This is a genomic window from Amycolatopsis sp. NPDC003731, assembly GCF_053586895.1.
Genome location: NZ_JBSFNC010000202.1, coordinates 1 through 13,531, shown reverse-complemented (window position 1 = coordinate 13,531; position 13,531 = coordinate 1). Strand labels below are relative to the sequence as shown.

The window sequence follows — 13,531 nt, the reverse complement described above, 5'->3', positions numbered from 1 at the left end:
TTGTGGGGAGGAGAATCACGCAACCGGATACAAGGGATGTACAAACCGGATTCGCCCGTTCTCGACCACGAAGCCGCCTCGAGTCATTCGCGACACCGGTGCGGCGCCCGGCCGGTTGGCCGTGGAGCGGCGAGACGGGGGCACGAGCACCTCCTTCACCACCGGGACGCGCCCAGGTCCCGCGAGACCGCCCGGGCCGCGTCGCGGACCTGCGTCAGCAGCCTCGGGCTCGGGGCGCCGTCGGGCTCGCAGATCCGCTCCACCGCACCCGACACCCCGATCGCGCCGACCACGATGCCGCCGTGGCCGCGGATCGGGGCCGCGATCCCGGCCTCACCCGAGATCATCTCGCCGTTCTCCGCCGCCCAGCCCGCCTCCCGTACCTTCGCACACGCCCGCTTGATCGCCGTCTGGGTGACCAGCGTGCGGCGCGTGTACGGCTCCGGGACCGCCTTCAGCGTCGTGTCGTAGGCCAGCAGCACCTTGCCCAGCGCGGTCGCGTGCAGCGGCAGCAAGGTGCCGACGTCGAGGGTCTGCAGGCTGTCGTCCGGGCGGAACACGTGGTGCACGACCAGCACCCGGCCCTCCAGCGGTGCCCCGATCCGGACGGCCTCGCCGCTGCGGGCGGCCAGTGCGTCGGCCCAGTTGATCGCCCGGGACCGCAGCTCGTTGACGTCCAGGTAGCTCGTACCCAGGTGGAGCAGGGCCGCGCCGAGCTGGTACTTGCCCGTGTCGCGGTCCTGCTCGACGAAGCCGACGCCCTGCAGCGTGCGCAGGATGCCGTGCGCGGTGCCCTTCGCCAGTTCGAGGGACTCGGCGATCTCGCCGACGCCCAGACGGCCCGAGCCGCGCGCCAGCAACCGCAGGATCGCGGCGGCGCGCTCGATGGACTGGATCGGACCGGGCACGGCGCGACCCTAACCCGACCGGCCCCGATTCGACAATGTCGAACATCCACTTCGGCCGTTCGACAATGCCGACCGGCGTCCGTTGACCGGCCTGACACGCGAACTTAACTTTCATCCACCAATAGGGGGACAAGGTCCTTTGTGGAGGAAAGCAATGGTGCGAAGCCTCAAGGCCCGCGGGCTCGCCGGCGAGATGGCCGCCGAGTTCGTGGGGACGATGATCCTCATCCTGTTCGGGTGTGGCGTGGTGGCGCAGGTCGTCGCCGCGGGCATCGGGGACCACGACAGCATCGCCTGGGCCTGGGGCCTCGGCGTCACCCTGGGTGTCTACGTCGCTTCGCGGATCAGCGGCGCCCACCTGAACCCGGCCGTGACCGTCGCCCTCGCGGTGTTCAAGGGCTTCGAGTGGCGCAAGGTCGCCCCCTACGCCCTGGCCCAGACCGCCGGCGCGTTCCTGGCCGCGATGCTGGTGCGCTGGAACTACACCGAGGTCCTCAACGCGAAGGACCCCGGCCTGACCATCAAGACCCAGGGCGTGTTCTCCACCCTGCCCGGCAACGGCACGCTGCCCGTCGGTGACTGGGCCGCCTTCCGCGACCAGATCATCGGCACCGCGATCCTCGTCCTGGTGATCTTCGCGATCACCGACCTGCGCAACACCTCGCCCGGCGCGAACCTCGCCCCGGTCGTGGTCGGCTTCCTCGTCGTCGCCATCGGCATGGCCTGGGGCACCAACGCCGGCTACGCGATCAACCCCGCCCGCGACTTCGGCCCGCGCCTGGCCTCCTGGTTGACCGGCTACGACACGGCGTTCACGGACCAATACGGCTTCCCCTACTGGTGGATCCCGATCGTGGCGCCGGTGCTCGGCGCGATCATCGGCGGCGCGATCTACAAGTACCTGATCGAGCGCCACCTCCCGGCCGGCGACCCGCTGGACGCCATGCCCGCCAAGGACCTCGAGCCCGCCAACTGAGTAGGAGCACGACCATGCCGGACTTCGTCGGTGCCGTGGACCAGGGCACGACCAGCACCCGCTTCATGATCTTCGACCACGGCGGCAACGAGATCGCCCGCCACCAGCTCGAACACGAGCAGATCCTGCCCAAGCCGGGCTGGGTCGAGCACGACGCCACCGAGATCTGGGAACGCACCCGCTCGGTCATCGCCACCGCGCTCAACAAGGCCGACCTGAGCGTCACCGACCTGGCCGCGCTCGGCATCACCAACCAGCGCGAGACCACCGTCGTCTGGAACCGCCGCACCGGCCGCCCGTACGGCAACGCCATCGTCTGGCAGGACACCCGCACCGACCGGATCGCCTCCGCGCTCGAGCGCGAGGGCAAGGGTGACATCATCCGCCGCAAGGCCGGCCTGCCGCCCGCCACCTACTTCTCCGGCGGCAAGCTGCAGTGGATCCTCGAGAACATCCCGGGCGTGCGCGAGGACGCCGAGAAGGGTGACGCCCTGTTCGGCACCACCGACTCGTGGCTGATCTGGAACCTCACCGGCGGCCCGGACGGCGGCGTGCACGTCACCGACCCGACCAACGCCTCCCGCACCATGCTGATGGACCTGGAGACCCTCGACTGGGACGACGAGCTCCTGTCGTTCTTCGACGTCCCGCGGCAGATGCTCCCGGCGATCCGGCCGTCGTCGAACCCGGGCTTCGGCACCACCCGCGCGGACGGCCCGCTCGGCGGCGAGGTCGCCATCACCGGCGTCCTCGGCGACCAGCAGGCCGCCACCGTCGGCCAGGTCTGCTTCCGGCCCGGCGAGGCCAAGAACACCTACGGCACCGGCAACTTCCTGCTGCTCAACACCGGCCAGGAGCTGGTGCGGTCCCAGCACGGCCTGCTGACGACGCTGTGCTACCAGTTCGGCGACGACAAGCCGGTCTACGCCCTCGAAGGCTCGATCGCCGTCACCGGGTCGGCCGTGCAATGGCTGCGCGACCAGCTGGGCATCATCAGCGGCGCGGCCCAGAGCGAGAGCCTGGCCCGCCAGGTCGAGGACAACGGCGGCGTCTACTTCGTCCCGGCGTTCTCCGGCCTGTTCGCCCCCTACTGGCGCTCCGACGCGCGCGGCGCGATCGTCGGCCTCACCCGCGCCACGACCAACGCCCACATCGCGCGGGCCACCCTGGAAGCGATCTGCTACCAGACCCGCGACGTCGTCGAGGCCATGCAGAACGACTCCGGCGTCACCCTCGACGTGCTGCGGGTGGACGGTGGCGTCACCGCCAACGAGCTGTGCATGCAGCTGCAGGCGGACATCCTCGGCGTGCCGGTGTCGAAGCCGGTCGTCGCCGAGACCACCGCGCTGGGTGCGGCGTACGCGGCCGGGCTGGCGGTCGGCTTCTGGAAGTCGACCGACGAGCTCGAGCAGAACTGGAACGAGGACAAGCGCTGGACGCCGTCGTGGAGCGACGAGCAGCGCGCCGAGGGCTACGCGGGCTGGCAGAAGGCCGTCGGCCGCACGCTCGACTGGGTCGACGTGCAGTGACGATGAGGAGGAACACCGTGACCCCGCTATCGCCGCAGTACCGGGCGGAAACCCTGCGGAAGCTGGTCAACGAAGAGGTCGACGTGCTGGTCGTCGGCGGGGGAGTCACCGGGGCCGGCGTCGCGCTCGACGCCGCGTCCCGGGGGCTGTCGACCGCGCTGGTCGAGGCCCGCGACTTCGCCGCCGGCACGTCCAGCCGGTCGTCCAAGCTGATCCACGGCGGCCTGCGCTACCTCGAGCAGCTGGACTTCAAGCTGGTGCGCGAGGCGCTCAAGGAACGCGGCCTGCTGCTGCAGAAGCTGGCCCCGCACCTGGTGCGGCCGGTGAAGTTCCTGGTCCCGCTGCAGCACCGGGTGTGGGAGCGCGGCTACATCGGCGCCGGCGTCACGCTGTACGACACCCTCGGCGGCGCCCGCGCGCTGCCGAGGCACCGGCACCTGTCCAAGCGGGGCGCCTTCAAGGTGGCCCCGGCGCTCGCGGACGACGCGCTGATCGGGGCGATCCAGTACTACGACGCCCAGGTCGACGACGCCCGCCACACGATGACGATCGCGCGGACCGCGGCCGAGCAGGGCGCTTCGGTGCTCACGCGGACTCGCGTCACTTCGCTGCTCCGCGACGGCGAGCGGGTCGTCGGCGCGAAGGTGGTCGACCGCGAGAGCGGCGTCGAGTTCGAGATCCGCGCTCGCACCGTCGTGGCGGCCACCGGCGTCTGGAGCGACGACATGGCGGAGGCGGCCGGGATCCCGGCGCCGTTCACCGTGCGGGCGTCGAAGGGCATCCACCTCGTGGTGCCGCGGGAGAAGATCGACCTCGACACCGGGCTGATCCTGCGCACCGAGAAGAGCGTGCTGTTCGTCATCCCGTGGGGCCGCCACTGGATCGTCGGCACCACCGACACCGAGTGGGACCTCGACCGCGAGCACCCGGCGGCGAGCCGCGCGGACGTCGACTACGTGCTCGAACATCTCAACGCCGTCCTGCGCACCCCCGTGACGCACGACGACATCGAGGGCGTCTACGCCGGACTTCGCCCGCTGCTGGCGGCGAAGGCGGCCGCGACGACGAAGCTGTCGCGCGAGCACGCGGTGGCGCACCCGGTGCCGGGCCTGGTCATCGTGGCCGGCGGCAAGTACACGACGTACCGGGTGATGGCCGCGGACGCGGTCGACGTCGCGGTCGAGGAGCTCGGCCGCCCGGCCCCGCCGTCCTGGACCGACCGGCTCCCGATCGCCGGCGCCGAGGGCTACCACGAGCTGTGGGAGGACCGGTCCGGCGTCGCCGCGAAGTCGGGCCTGCCGCTGACCCGCGTCGAGCACCTGCTGCAGCGGTACGGCACGCGGATCTGGAACCTCCTTTCGCTCATCGAGGAAGACCCTGCGCTCGCGGAGCCGATCACGGAGGGCTCGGAGTACCTCCGCGTGGAGGCGGTGTACGCGGTCTCCCACGAGGGGGCGCTGCACCTGGAGGACGTCCTGACGCGGCGGACGCGCATCTCGATCGAGGAGCGCGACCGGGGTATCGCGGCGGCGCCCGTCGTCGCGGAGCTGATCGCCCCGCTGCTCGGCTGGGACGCCCCGAAGCGCGAACGTGAGGTGGCGAACTACCTCGCGCGCGTCGAGGCGGAGCGCTCGGCCCAGGAAGCCCCGGACGACGCGGCGGCGAACGCCACCCGCCTCGCGGCTCCGGCGCTGCTGCCGAGCTAAACCGGTCACCGCCGCCGCGCGTGGACACCCCGGAACCACCTGACGGGGAGGAGCAGGGGATGTTCAGAGGTGTTCTCGCGACGGCGGCGGTGGCGCTGGTGCTCACCGCCGTTCCGGCGAGCGCGGACCAGCCAGGCGGCCCAATCGACCTGGGCACGCTGCCCGGCGGCCTGACCAGCGACGGGCGCTTCGTGTCGAACGCCGGAACGGTGTTCGGGACGGCGTACGACAAGACGTTCAACCAGCGCGGGGCCCGGTGGGACGCGGCCGGCCGGATCACCGAGCTGCCGCCGCTGCCGGGCTACGCGGCGGTCGACCCCGTCGCGCTCAGCGAGGACGGGGTGGCGGTCGGGAACTCGATGGCGGCCAACGGGTGGCTGGGGCGGGCCACGCTCTGGGGCGGGTCCGGCGCACCGGTGGACCTGCCGCCGGTGCCCGGCTTTCCGGGCTACGCGAACTCCAGCGTGGCCGCGATCAACGTCCACGGCATCGCCGTCGGGTATTCCTACGGTGCTCCGGGGCCGGACACGGCCGTCAAGTGGGACACGACCCGGGGCACGGTCACGGCCCTCGGCTTCGGCCGTCCCTCCGCGATCAACGGCGCGGGCGCGGTGATCGGCGGGGCGAAGTACTGGGACCCGGCGGGGAACGTCGTCCCGCTGGAAGGTGGCGGCACCGCCACCGACCTCGACGACGCGGGCACGGCCGTCGGTTCGAGCGGCTTCCACGCCGCGAAGTGGGATGCGGCGGGACACCTCACGGTGCTCGACACCACCTGGAAGTTCAGTTCGGCGGCCGAAATCGGCGCGGACGGAACGATCTACGGCGAAGTGGTGGGAGAGGACGGCAAGAGCCGACCCGCCCGCTGGGACCCGGCCGGGCGGCTCACCGTGTTCCCGGCCGCCGGTGACGCCCGGACCTGGTTCACCACCGCCAACGACAGCGGCAGCGCGCTCGTGGAAACCAGCCCGGGCGGGTTCGTCGTCTGGGGTCCCGGTGGCCGGGTCACTCCGCTGCCGTTGCCCGCCGAGGGCGCTCATTGCCGTGCCACGGACCTCAACGACCGGGGCGCGGTCACGGGCGAATGCTCGGTTCCGGAGCAGAACTCGCACGCCGTGCGGTGGGACCTGCCGGTCATCAGGAACTGGTGAGCACGCCCAGCTCGGCGAGCACGTACCGGGCGTTGGCCGAGATGACCGGGTTGGTGTGCCGGTAGTACGGCAGCTGGATCACGGCCATCGACAACGCCCGGCCCCGGCCGCGGGCCCAGGTCGCGTCGTCGGGGGCCACGGCGTCGCGGAAGCTCTCGCGCCCGGACGCCGTCAGCAGGCCCCACGCCGGGATCAGATCGATCGCCGGGTCGCCGAGGCCCGCGGTGGCCCAGTCGAGGACGCCGGTCAGGCGGCCGTCGCGCAGCAGGAGGTTGCTCGGCATCAGGTCGCCGTGCACCCAGCGCGGCGGACCGGTCCACTGTGGAGCGCCGAGCGCCTCGGCCCACACCGCGAGCGCGGTCTCCGGATCGAACGGCTCGTCGGTCCGGCTCAGCTCGTCGATCGCCCGGCGGGTGGCCGTGTCCACTTCGGACAGCGGCCTCCCGCGGTGGGCCGGGGGACCGTCCGCGGTGTTCGCCCGCAGGGCGAGAACGAACTCCGCCAGGCCGTGGGCCGTGCGGCCTTCGAGCGCCGGGGAGCCGTCGAGCCAGCTGTGCACCGCCCACGGCCACGGGTACCCCTCGGCGGGCTCACCGACCGCGACGACGGCCGGGACCGCCACCGGCAGCTCGCCCAGTGCGCCGAGGGCCTCGCGTTCCTTCGCGATGTCGCCGGCGCCGCCGGCGGTGAGGGGGAGCCGGACGGTCAGCTCGGCCCCGAGGCGGTACACGGCGTTGACCGTGCCGCCGGAGGCCAGGGGAGTGAGGGGCAGCCCGGCCCACCGGGGGAACTGCCCGGCGACGAGCCGCCGGACCAGGCCGGTGTCGATGGTGTGCTGATCGGCGTGCATCGGCATGCTCCCACCGAACCACCCTGGTCAACGGGGTTTTCGTGACCACGAGCACCCCGGATTGCACGACGATGCATAGGTGTGCATAATCATTCGCATGTCCAAGGTGCTCACTTCCCTGCCCGTCGGCGAGCGTGTCGGTATCGCCTTCTCCGGTGGCCTCGACACTTCCGTAGCGGTCGCGTGGATGCGCGACAAAGGCGCGGTCCCCTGCACCTACACCGCCGACATCGGCCAGTACGACGAGCCCGACATCGAGTCGGTGCCCGGCCGGGCCGGCCAGTACGGCGCCGAGATCGCCCGGCTGGTCGACTGCAAGGAAGCACTGGTCGAAGAGGGGCTCGCGGCCCTGACCTGCGGTGCGTTCCACATCCGCACCGGTGGCCGCAGCTACTTCAACACCACGCCGCTCGGCCGCGCCGTCACCGGCACGCTGCTGGTGCGCGCGATGCTCGAGGACGACGTCCAGATCTGGGGCGACGGCTCCACCTACAAGGGCAACGACATCGAGCGGTTCTACCGCTACGGCCTGCTGGCCAACCCCTCCCTGCGCGTCTACAAGCCGTGGCTCGACGCGGACTTCGTCACCGAGCTCGGCGGCCGCAAGGAGATGTCCGAGTGGCTGCTCGCGCACGACCTGCCCTACCGCGACAGCACCGAGAAGGCGTATTCGACCGACGCGAACATCTGGGGCGCCACGCACGAGGCCAAGTCCCTCGAGCACCTGGACACCGGCATCGAGATCGTCAAGCCGATCATGGGCGTCGCGTTCTGGGACCCCGAGGTCGAGATCCCCGCCGAGGACGTCACCATCGGCTTCGAGCAGGGCCGCCCGATGACGATCAACGGCAAGGAGTTCGCTTCCGCCGTCGACCTGGTCCTGGAGGCCAACGCCATCGGCGGCCGGCACGGCCTGGGGATGTCCGACCAGATCGAGAACCGGATCATCGAGGCCAAGAGCCGCGGCATCTACGAGGCCCCCGGCATGGCGCTGCTGCACGCCGCCTACGAGCGGCTCGTCAACGCCATCCACAACGAGGACACCCTCGCCAGCTACCACAACGAGGGCCGCCGCCTCGGCCGCCTGATGTACGAAGGCCGCTGGCTGGACCCGCAGGCGATGATGCTCCGCGAGTCGCTGCAGCGCTGGGTCGGCACCGCGATCACCGGCGAGGTGACGCTGCGGCTGCGGCGCGGCGAGGACTACTCGATCCTCGACACGACCGGCCCGGCGTTCAGCTACCACCCGGACAAGCTGTCGATGGAGCGGACCGAGGACTCGGCGTTCGGCCCGGTCGACCGGATCGGCCAGCTGACCATGCGCAACCTCGACATCGCCGACTCGCGGGCCAAGCTGGAGCAGTACGCGAGCCTCGGCATGGTCGGCGGCTCGAACCCGAAGCTGATCGGCGCCGCCCAGGCCGCGTCGACCGGCCTGATCGGCGCGATGCCCGAGGGCGGCGCCGAGGTGATCGCCTCGCGCGGCAAGACCGACGACGACGAGCTGCTCGACAGCGCCGCGATGGAGTTCGGCACGGACTGATCGCCCACGACCCGAAGGCCACCACGCTCGCCGTGGTGGCCTTCGGTGCGTTCAGGGGACGAGCACGACCTTGCCGGTCACCGTGCCGGATTCGGCCAGCGCCAGCGCTTTCGCGGCTTCGGTCAGGGGAATCCGCGCGGCCACCTGGGCCTCGAGCTTCCCCCGGACGGCCAATTCGAAGACGGCGGTCAGGTCTTCGGCCAGGCGGGCGCGGAACCGCGCGAGGTTCCGCTTGCCGCCCCAGACGTTGTAGAAGTGCGCGCGGCGGCGGTTCGGCAGCGCGGTCCACCACAGCAGGCGGGCCAACAGCTTCAGCACCGGCAGCCGTGAGTTGCCCGGCTGGTCCTTGGTGGCCGCGCTGCCGTAGGCGACCAGCGTCCCGCCCGGGGCGAGCAGCCGGAACGAGTCGGCGATGCCGGGCCCGCCGACGTGGTCGAACACCGCGTCGACGCCCGCCGGGGCCAGCTTGCGCACCTCGGCGGGCACGTCGCCGCGGTAGTCGACGGCCGTCGCGCCGAGCGCGGTCACCACGCCGGCGTTGCGGGCCGAGGCGGTGCCGATCACCTCGATCCCGGCCGCGCGGGCCAGCTGGACCAGCGTCGTGCCGACGCCGCCGCTCGCGCCGTGCACGAGGATCGTCGACCCGGCCGGGACCTTCGCGATCCGGTGCAGCATCTGCCACGCGGTGATGCCGTTGACGACGAACGTCTCCGCCTCGGCCGCGTCGAGCCCGTCCGGCACGGGGACCAGGTCGGCGGCGGGCAGGACGAGGTGGGTGCGCCAGCCGCCGATCTTGGTCAGCGCGGCGACGCGCCTGCCGGCCAGGGCCGGGTCGGCGGCTTCGAGCACGGTGCCGACCACGTCGTAGCCGGGCACGAACGGGAACGGCGGCTGGTCGAAGTACTTGCCCCGGCGCATTTGCTGCTCGGCGAAGGAGACGCCGGTCGCTTCGACGCGGACGAGGGCTTCGCCGGCGCCGGGCCGGGCGAGCGCACGGTGTTCGACGCGCAGGCCGTCCGGCTCGACGATGCCGGGGAGGACGATTTCGGTGACGGTCATGGGGACTTCCTTCCAGGTTGTGAGTGACTGATCAATCACTCGACGTGCGAGAAAAAGGGCCCTGGTCAGGGCCGGGTTTTCAGTGGCGGATGCCGGCGGACAGCACTGCGGCCCACGCGCCGGCGCGCTCGTCCAGGTCGAGGGTGGCGACCAGGTGGCAGAGCTGGCCGTAGGCGATGAACCGCTGCACCTCGTCGTCGGCCGCGCCGGAGCGCGAGCGGGCGAACTCGGTCACCTTGGCCAGCCCGCGGCGGACGGCGTCGGCGATCTCGGGGGTGTCGGCGGCCGACTGGGCGTGCACCTGCAGCATCAGCAGGTTCCGGTCGGCGATCAGTTCGGCGTACGCGCCGCCCATCTCGTGGAGGATCTTCCCCGGGTCGGCGTCCTCGACGCGGGCGGCGCCGTTGGAGAGCGCGTGCACGACGAGTTCGTAACACCGGTCCAGCGCGGCGACGAACAGGGAAACCTTGCCGGGGAACAACTTGAAGACGTACGCGGGCGAGATGTCGGCGCGGGCGGCCACCGCGCTGATCGGCGTGCTGTGGTAGCCGCCGCGGGCGAACTCGGCGATGGCCGCGTCGACGACGGCGTCCCGCCGGGCGTCGGAGGTGGAGAGGGTGGCACCGCGTTTCGTCATGTGAGTGACTGTACACTCACTCTCGCTCGGCGCGCAAATCTCCGGCAATCGAGTGACGTTCACCGTCTCGGCGTCTCGGATGTTCGCGAATTCCCCACGGGCAGCGCCGCCGTCCGGTTACAGTCCGGCTTCGAGGTTCCGCCTGGGGGCGGCCGCGGGAACGGGAGCGCGCGATGGGGCCTGAAGTGCGGTTTCACCTGCTCGGACCACTGACCGTGACGGTCGGCGGGCAGCCGCTGTCGCTCGGCGGGGCGAAGCAGCGGGTGCTGCTCGCGCACCTGGTGCTCAACGCGAACCGGACGGTCTCGCCCGGGCAGCTGGTCGACACCCTGTGGCCGCACGATCCGCCGACGTCGGCCACCGCCAACCTGCAGACCTACGTGTGGCGGCTGCGCCGGCTGCTGCCCGACGGCATCGTCGTGCGCACCCACGACCCGGGCTACTCCCTGGAGGTCGACCCCGCCGACGTCGACGCCCACCGGTTCGCCCGGCTCGTCGCCGACGCCGCCCGCGCGGCCAAGGACGGCTCGCCCGAAACGGCGCTGACGCTGCTGGCCGACGCCGAAGCGCTGTGGCGCGGCGACCCCTTGGAAGACCTGCCGACCGCGCCCGCCTGGGACGCCGAGCTCGGCCGGCTCGTCGAGAACCGGCTGGCCGCGGTCGAGGAGCGGCTGGCGCTGCAGGTCCGGCTGGGCCGGCACGACCCGGCGATCGCCGAGCTCACCGTGCTGCTGGCCGAGCACCCGTACCGCGAACGGCTCTGGCAGCAGTACCTGCTGGCACTCACCGGCGCGGGCCGCCGGGCCGAGGCGCTGCAGGCGTACGCGACGGCGCGCGAACGGCTCGTCACCGAACTCGGCGTCGAACCGGGGCCGGAACTGCGGGCCCTGCAGGCGGCGATCCTCACCGGCGAGCCGCTGCCCGGCCCCGCGCCGGTGGCGCCGGTGCGGCAGCTGCCCGCCGACCTGGCGGACTTCACCGGCCGCGAGGAGTACGTCCGCGAACTGTCCGCCGCGCTCGGACCGGCGCCGGTCGTGCTGACCGGCGCGCCCGGCACCGGCAAGACGGCGCTGGCGATGCACGTCGCCCACGGCCTCGCGGGCCGCTTCCCGGACGGCCAGCTCTACGTCGACCTGGCGGGCACGGGTGCGCCGCGCGACCCGGCCGAGGTGCTCGCCGACTTCCTGCACGCCCTGGGCGTCACCGGGAACACCGTGCCGGCCGGACTCGGTCAGCGGGCGGCGCTGTTCCGTTCACGCCTGGCCGGGCGTCGAATGCTGCTGGTGCTCGACGACGCGGCGACCGCCGGGCAGGTCCGTCCGCTGCTGCCCGCCGACCACGGGTGTGCGGTCTTGGTGACGACCCGCGGCCGGCTGCCCGAGCTGGCGGGCGCGAAGCACGTCGAGCTGCCCGTGTTCGGCGAGCGGGAGGCCGCGCAGCTGCTGGCCGAGCTGGCCGGGCCCGACCGGGTGGTCGGCGAGCCGGCCGAAGCGGCGGCGATCGTGCGGTGCTGCGGGTACCTGCCGCTGGCGATCCGCATCGCGGGCGCGCGGCTGGCCGGGCGTCAGGCGTGGAGCCTGCGCACACTGCACGACCGCCTGGCCGACGAGTCGAGCCGGCTGAGCGAGCTGCGCGTCGGCGACCTCGGTGTCCGGCCGAGTTTCGAGCTGAGCCTGCGTCAGCTGCCGCCGGCCGCGCGGACGGCGTTCGGCCGGTCGGCGGTGCTGGGCGCGCAGGACTTCCCGAGCTGGGTGGTCGACGCGCTGCTGGACCGCGCGGGCACGCACGACGTCCTCGACGTGCTCGTCGACGCGAACCTGGTGTCGCTGACCGGGCAGGATGCGAGCGGGCACCCGCGGTACCGCCTGCACGACCTGCTGCGCTGCTACGCGAGCGAACTGCTGGCGGAGGAACCCCTTCCGGCCCGCCGCGAGACGCTCACCCGTGTCCTGTCGGTGCTTTTGGCGCTGGCGAAAACGGCGTCGGCGGCCCTGCCACCGGCGTTCGGCGCGATGACCGGCCCCGCTGTCGCTGCCGGCGCTGTCCCGGCTCGCTTGGTGAGCGACCCGCTGGCGTGGTTCACGGCGGAGCGCAAACTGCTCGCGGCGGCGGTCCAGCTCGCGGCGGACGCGGGGTTGGCCGAACTGTCCTGGCAGCTGACGGCGGCGGCGGTCCCGTTCTACGACCTCCGCGGCGCGTATGACGACTGGCGACGCAGTCACGCGACGGCCTTGGCGGCCGTGGAGGCGGCGGACGACCGCAGGGGAGCGGCGGTACTCCGCCGAGGCCTCGGCCAGGTCCGCCTGTACCACGACGAATACGAGGCGGCGGCGAAGGACATGCGGCGTTCGGCGGAGCTGTTCGCCGAACTGGGCGACGTCCGGGGCGAGGCGTTGGCGGTGGCGGGCCTCGGCACGGTGGCCCGGGTCCGCGACCGCCCGCGTGAGGCACTCGACTTCTACCGGCGCGCGCTGTCCGGTTTGGAGCGGGCGGACGATCGCAGCGGCGTCGCCCAGATGCGCAATTCGATCGGGTCGACGTATGCGTTGCTGGGGGCGTTCGAGGAGGCGGAGACGTGGCTGCACCGAGCGCGTGAACTGGCGCGCGAGATCGAGGACGCCCACCGCGAGGCGAAGGTCCTGACGGAGCTGGGCACGCTGCACCGCGACACGGGCCGGCTCCCGGAGTCGTTGACGTGCTTGAGGTTGGCGTTGAGCATCCTGGAGGAGCTGGACGACGAGAGGTGCAGCGCGTACGCGTTGCTGGGGATCGGCCAGACGTTGCTGGAGGCGGGCGAGCCGATCCAGGCCCGCGGGGTGTGCGACCGGGCGTTGCGGGTGTTCCGCGAGACGGGCAACCACCAGGGCGAGACAACGGGCCTGGCGTTGCTGGAGCAGGTCCAGCGCCGGAGAGCCCCCTCGGCGGCGGCCCGCACCTGAGCCCGCTCCGCTCGTGATCCGGCTCGAACTCGCGTGATCGAGCCCAGAACTCACGTGACCGGCACCCGAACCCGCGTGATCCGGCGCGCGTCTCGCGTGATTCGGGAGGCATCTCGCGTGATTGAAGGGGCATCACTCGTGATTGGAGGGTCGACACGGTGAGGCGGCGGCGCGCAGCGCCGCCGCCGACCCCGGACCTCAGTTGCTGTTGCCGGGCTTCCAGCCGAGGTAGT

The 13,531-nt window shown here is 72.3% G+C and carries 10 protein-coding genes; 6 read left to right on the top strand and 4 right to left on the bottom strand.

The annotated features are described in order from the left end of the window. Positions 1-155: 155 nt before the first annotated feature. Complete coding sequence (locus ACWDN5_RS43010) at positions 156-908, bottom strand: IclR family transcriptional regulator (protein ID WP_310976231.1); 753 nt, start codon at positions 906-908, stop codon at positions 156-158. A gap of 154 nt (positions 909-1,062) precedes the next feature. Here ACWDN5_RS43010 and ACWDN5_RS43005 point away from each other — a divergent pair, with 154 nt between their 5' ends. The 4 genes from ACWDN5_RS43005 to ACWDN5_RS42990 are packed head-to-tail and all read left to right on the top strand — an operon-like array spanning position 1,063 to position 6,270. Beyond that, the gene (locus tag ACWDN5_RS43005) at positions 1,063-1,884 is read left to right on the top strand and encodes an MIP/aquaporin family protein (protein ID WP_310976230.1); all 822 of its coding nucleotides are present in this window, start codon (positions 1,063-1,065) and stop codon (positions 1,882-1,884) included. 14 nt (positions 1,885-1,898) lie between these two features. Next, complete coding sequence (glpK, locus tag ACWDN5_RS43000; protein WP_449680320.1) at positions 1,899-3,413, top strand: glycerol kinase GlpK; 1,515 nt, start codon at positions 1,899-1,901, stop codon at positions 3,411-3,413. A gap of 2 nt (positions 3,414-3,415) precedes the next feature. Beyond that, the gene (glpD, locus tag ACWDN5_RS42995; RefSeq protein ID WP_449680319.1) at positions 3,416-5,119 is read left to right on the top strand and encodes a glycerol-3-phosphate dehydrogenase; all 1,704 of its coding nucleotides are present in this window, start codon (positions 3,416-3,418) and stop codon (positions 5,117-5,119) included. A gap of 59 nt (positions 5,120-5,178) precedes the next feature. Next, positions 5,179-6,270: a hypothetical protein gene (locus tag ACWDN5_RS42990; RefSeq protein ID WP_449680318.1), complete on the top strand. Its 1,092-nt coding sequence runs from the start codon at positions 5,179-5,181 to the stop codon at positions 6,268-6,270. Here the strand turns inward: ACWDN5_RS42990 and ACWDN5_RS42985 are convergent. Then, a complete protein-coding gene (locus tag ACWDN5_RS42985; RefSeq protein WP_449680317.1) occupies positions 6,257-7,120 on the bottom strand; it encodes an aminoglycoside phosphotransferase family protein in 864 nt (287 codons plus the stop codon). The genes ACWDN5_RS42990 and ACWDN5_RS42985 overlap by 14 nt on opposite strands. A 97-nt stretch (positions 7,121-7,217) precedes the next feature. Here ACWDN5_RS42985 and argG point away from each other — a divergent pair, with 97 nt between their 5' ends. After that, complete coding sequence (gene argG, locus ACWDN5_RS42980) at positions 7,218-8,663, top strand: argininosuccinate synthase (RefSeq protein WP_449680316.1); 1,446 nt, start codon at positions 7,218-7,220, stop codon at positions 8,661-8,663. Between the two features lie 51 nt (positions 8,664-8,714). Here the strand turns inward: argG and ACWDN5_RS42975 are convergent, their stop codons facing one another. Both ACWDN5_RS42975 and ACWDN5_RS42970 read right to left on the bottom strand, forming a co-directional pair. Further along, positions 8,715-9,722 (bottom strand): medium chain dehydrogenase/reductase family protein, encoded by a 1,008-nt coding sequence (locus tag ACWDN5_RS42975; protein WP_449680315.1) that lies wholly within the window; start codon positions 9,720-9,722, stop codon positions 8,715-8,717. A gap of 79 nt (positions 9,723-9,801) precedes the next feature. Continuing rightward, entirely contained in the window at positions 9,802-10,359 is a 558-nt protein-coding gene (locus tag ACWDN5_RS42970; protein ID WP_449680314.1) for a TetR/AcrR family transcriptional regulator, read from the bottom strand. A 173-nt stretch (positions 10,360-10,532) separates the two neighbouring features. Here ACWDN5_RS42970 and ACWDN5_RS42965 point away from each other — a divergent pair, with 173 nt between their 5' ends. After that, a complete protein-coding gene (locus ACWDN5_RS42965) occupies positions 10,533-13,298 on the top strand; it encodes a BTAD domain-containing putative transcriptional regulator (protein WP_449680313.1) in 2,766 nt (921 codons plus the stop codon). The last annotated feature ends 233 nt before the right edge of the window (positions 13,299-13,531 follow it).

Excerpts from the sequence above, each read along its gene's own strand:
- ACWDN5_RS43005 (WP_310976230.1), top strand. The coding sequence starts at position 1,063 with ATGGTGCGAAGCCTCAAGGCCCGCGGGCTCGCCGGCGAGATGGCCGCC.
- glpK (WP_449680320.1), top strand. The coding sequence starts at position 1,899 with ATGCCGGACTTCGTCGGTGCCGTGGACCAGGGCACGACCAGCACCCGC.
- glpD (WP_449680319.1), top strand. The coding sequence starts at position 3,416 with ATGAGGAGGAACACCGTGACCCCGCTATCGCCGCAGTACCGGGCGGAA.
- ACWDN5_RS42990 (WP_449680318.1), top strand. The coding sequence starts at position 5,179 with ATGTTCAGAGGTGTTCTCGCGACGGCGGCGGTGGCGCTGGTGCTCACC.
- ACWDN5_RS42985 (WP_449680317.1), bottom strand. The coding sequence starts at position 7,120 with ATGCACGCCGATCAGCACACCATCGACACCGGCCTGGTCCGGCGGCTC.
- argG (WP_449680316.1), top strand. The coding sequence starts at position 7,218 with ATGTCCAAGGTGCTCACTTCCCTGCCCGTCGGCGAGCGTGTCGGTATC.
- ACWDN5_RS42975 (WP_449680315.1), bottom strand. The coding sequence starts at position 9,722 with ATGACCGTCACCGAAATCGTCCTCCCCGGCATCGTCGAGCCGGACGGC.
- ACWDN5_RS42970 (WP_449680314.1), bottom strand. The coding sequence starts at position 10,359 with ATGACGAAACGCGGTGCCACCCTCTCCACCTCCGACGCCCGGCGGGAC.
- ACWDN5_RS42965 (WP_449680313.1), top strand. The coding sequence starts at position 10,533 with ATGGGGCCTGAAGTGCGGTTTCACCTGCTCGGACCACTGACCGTGACG.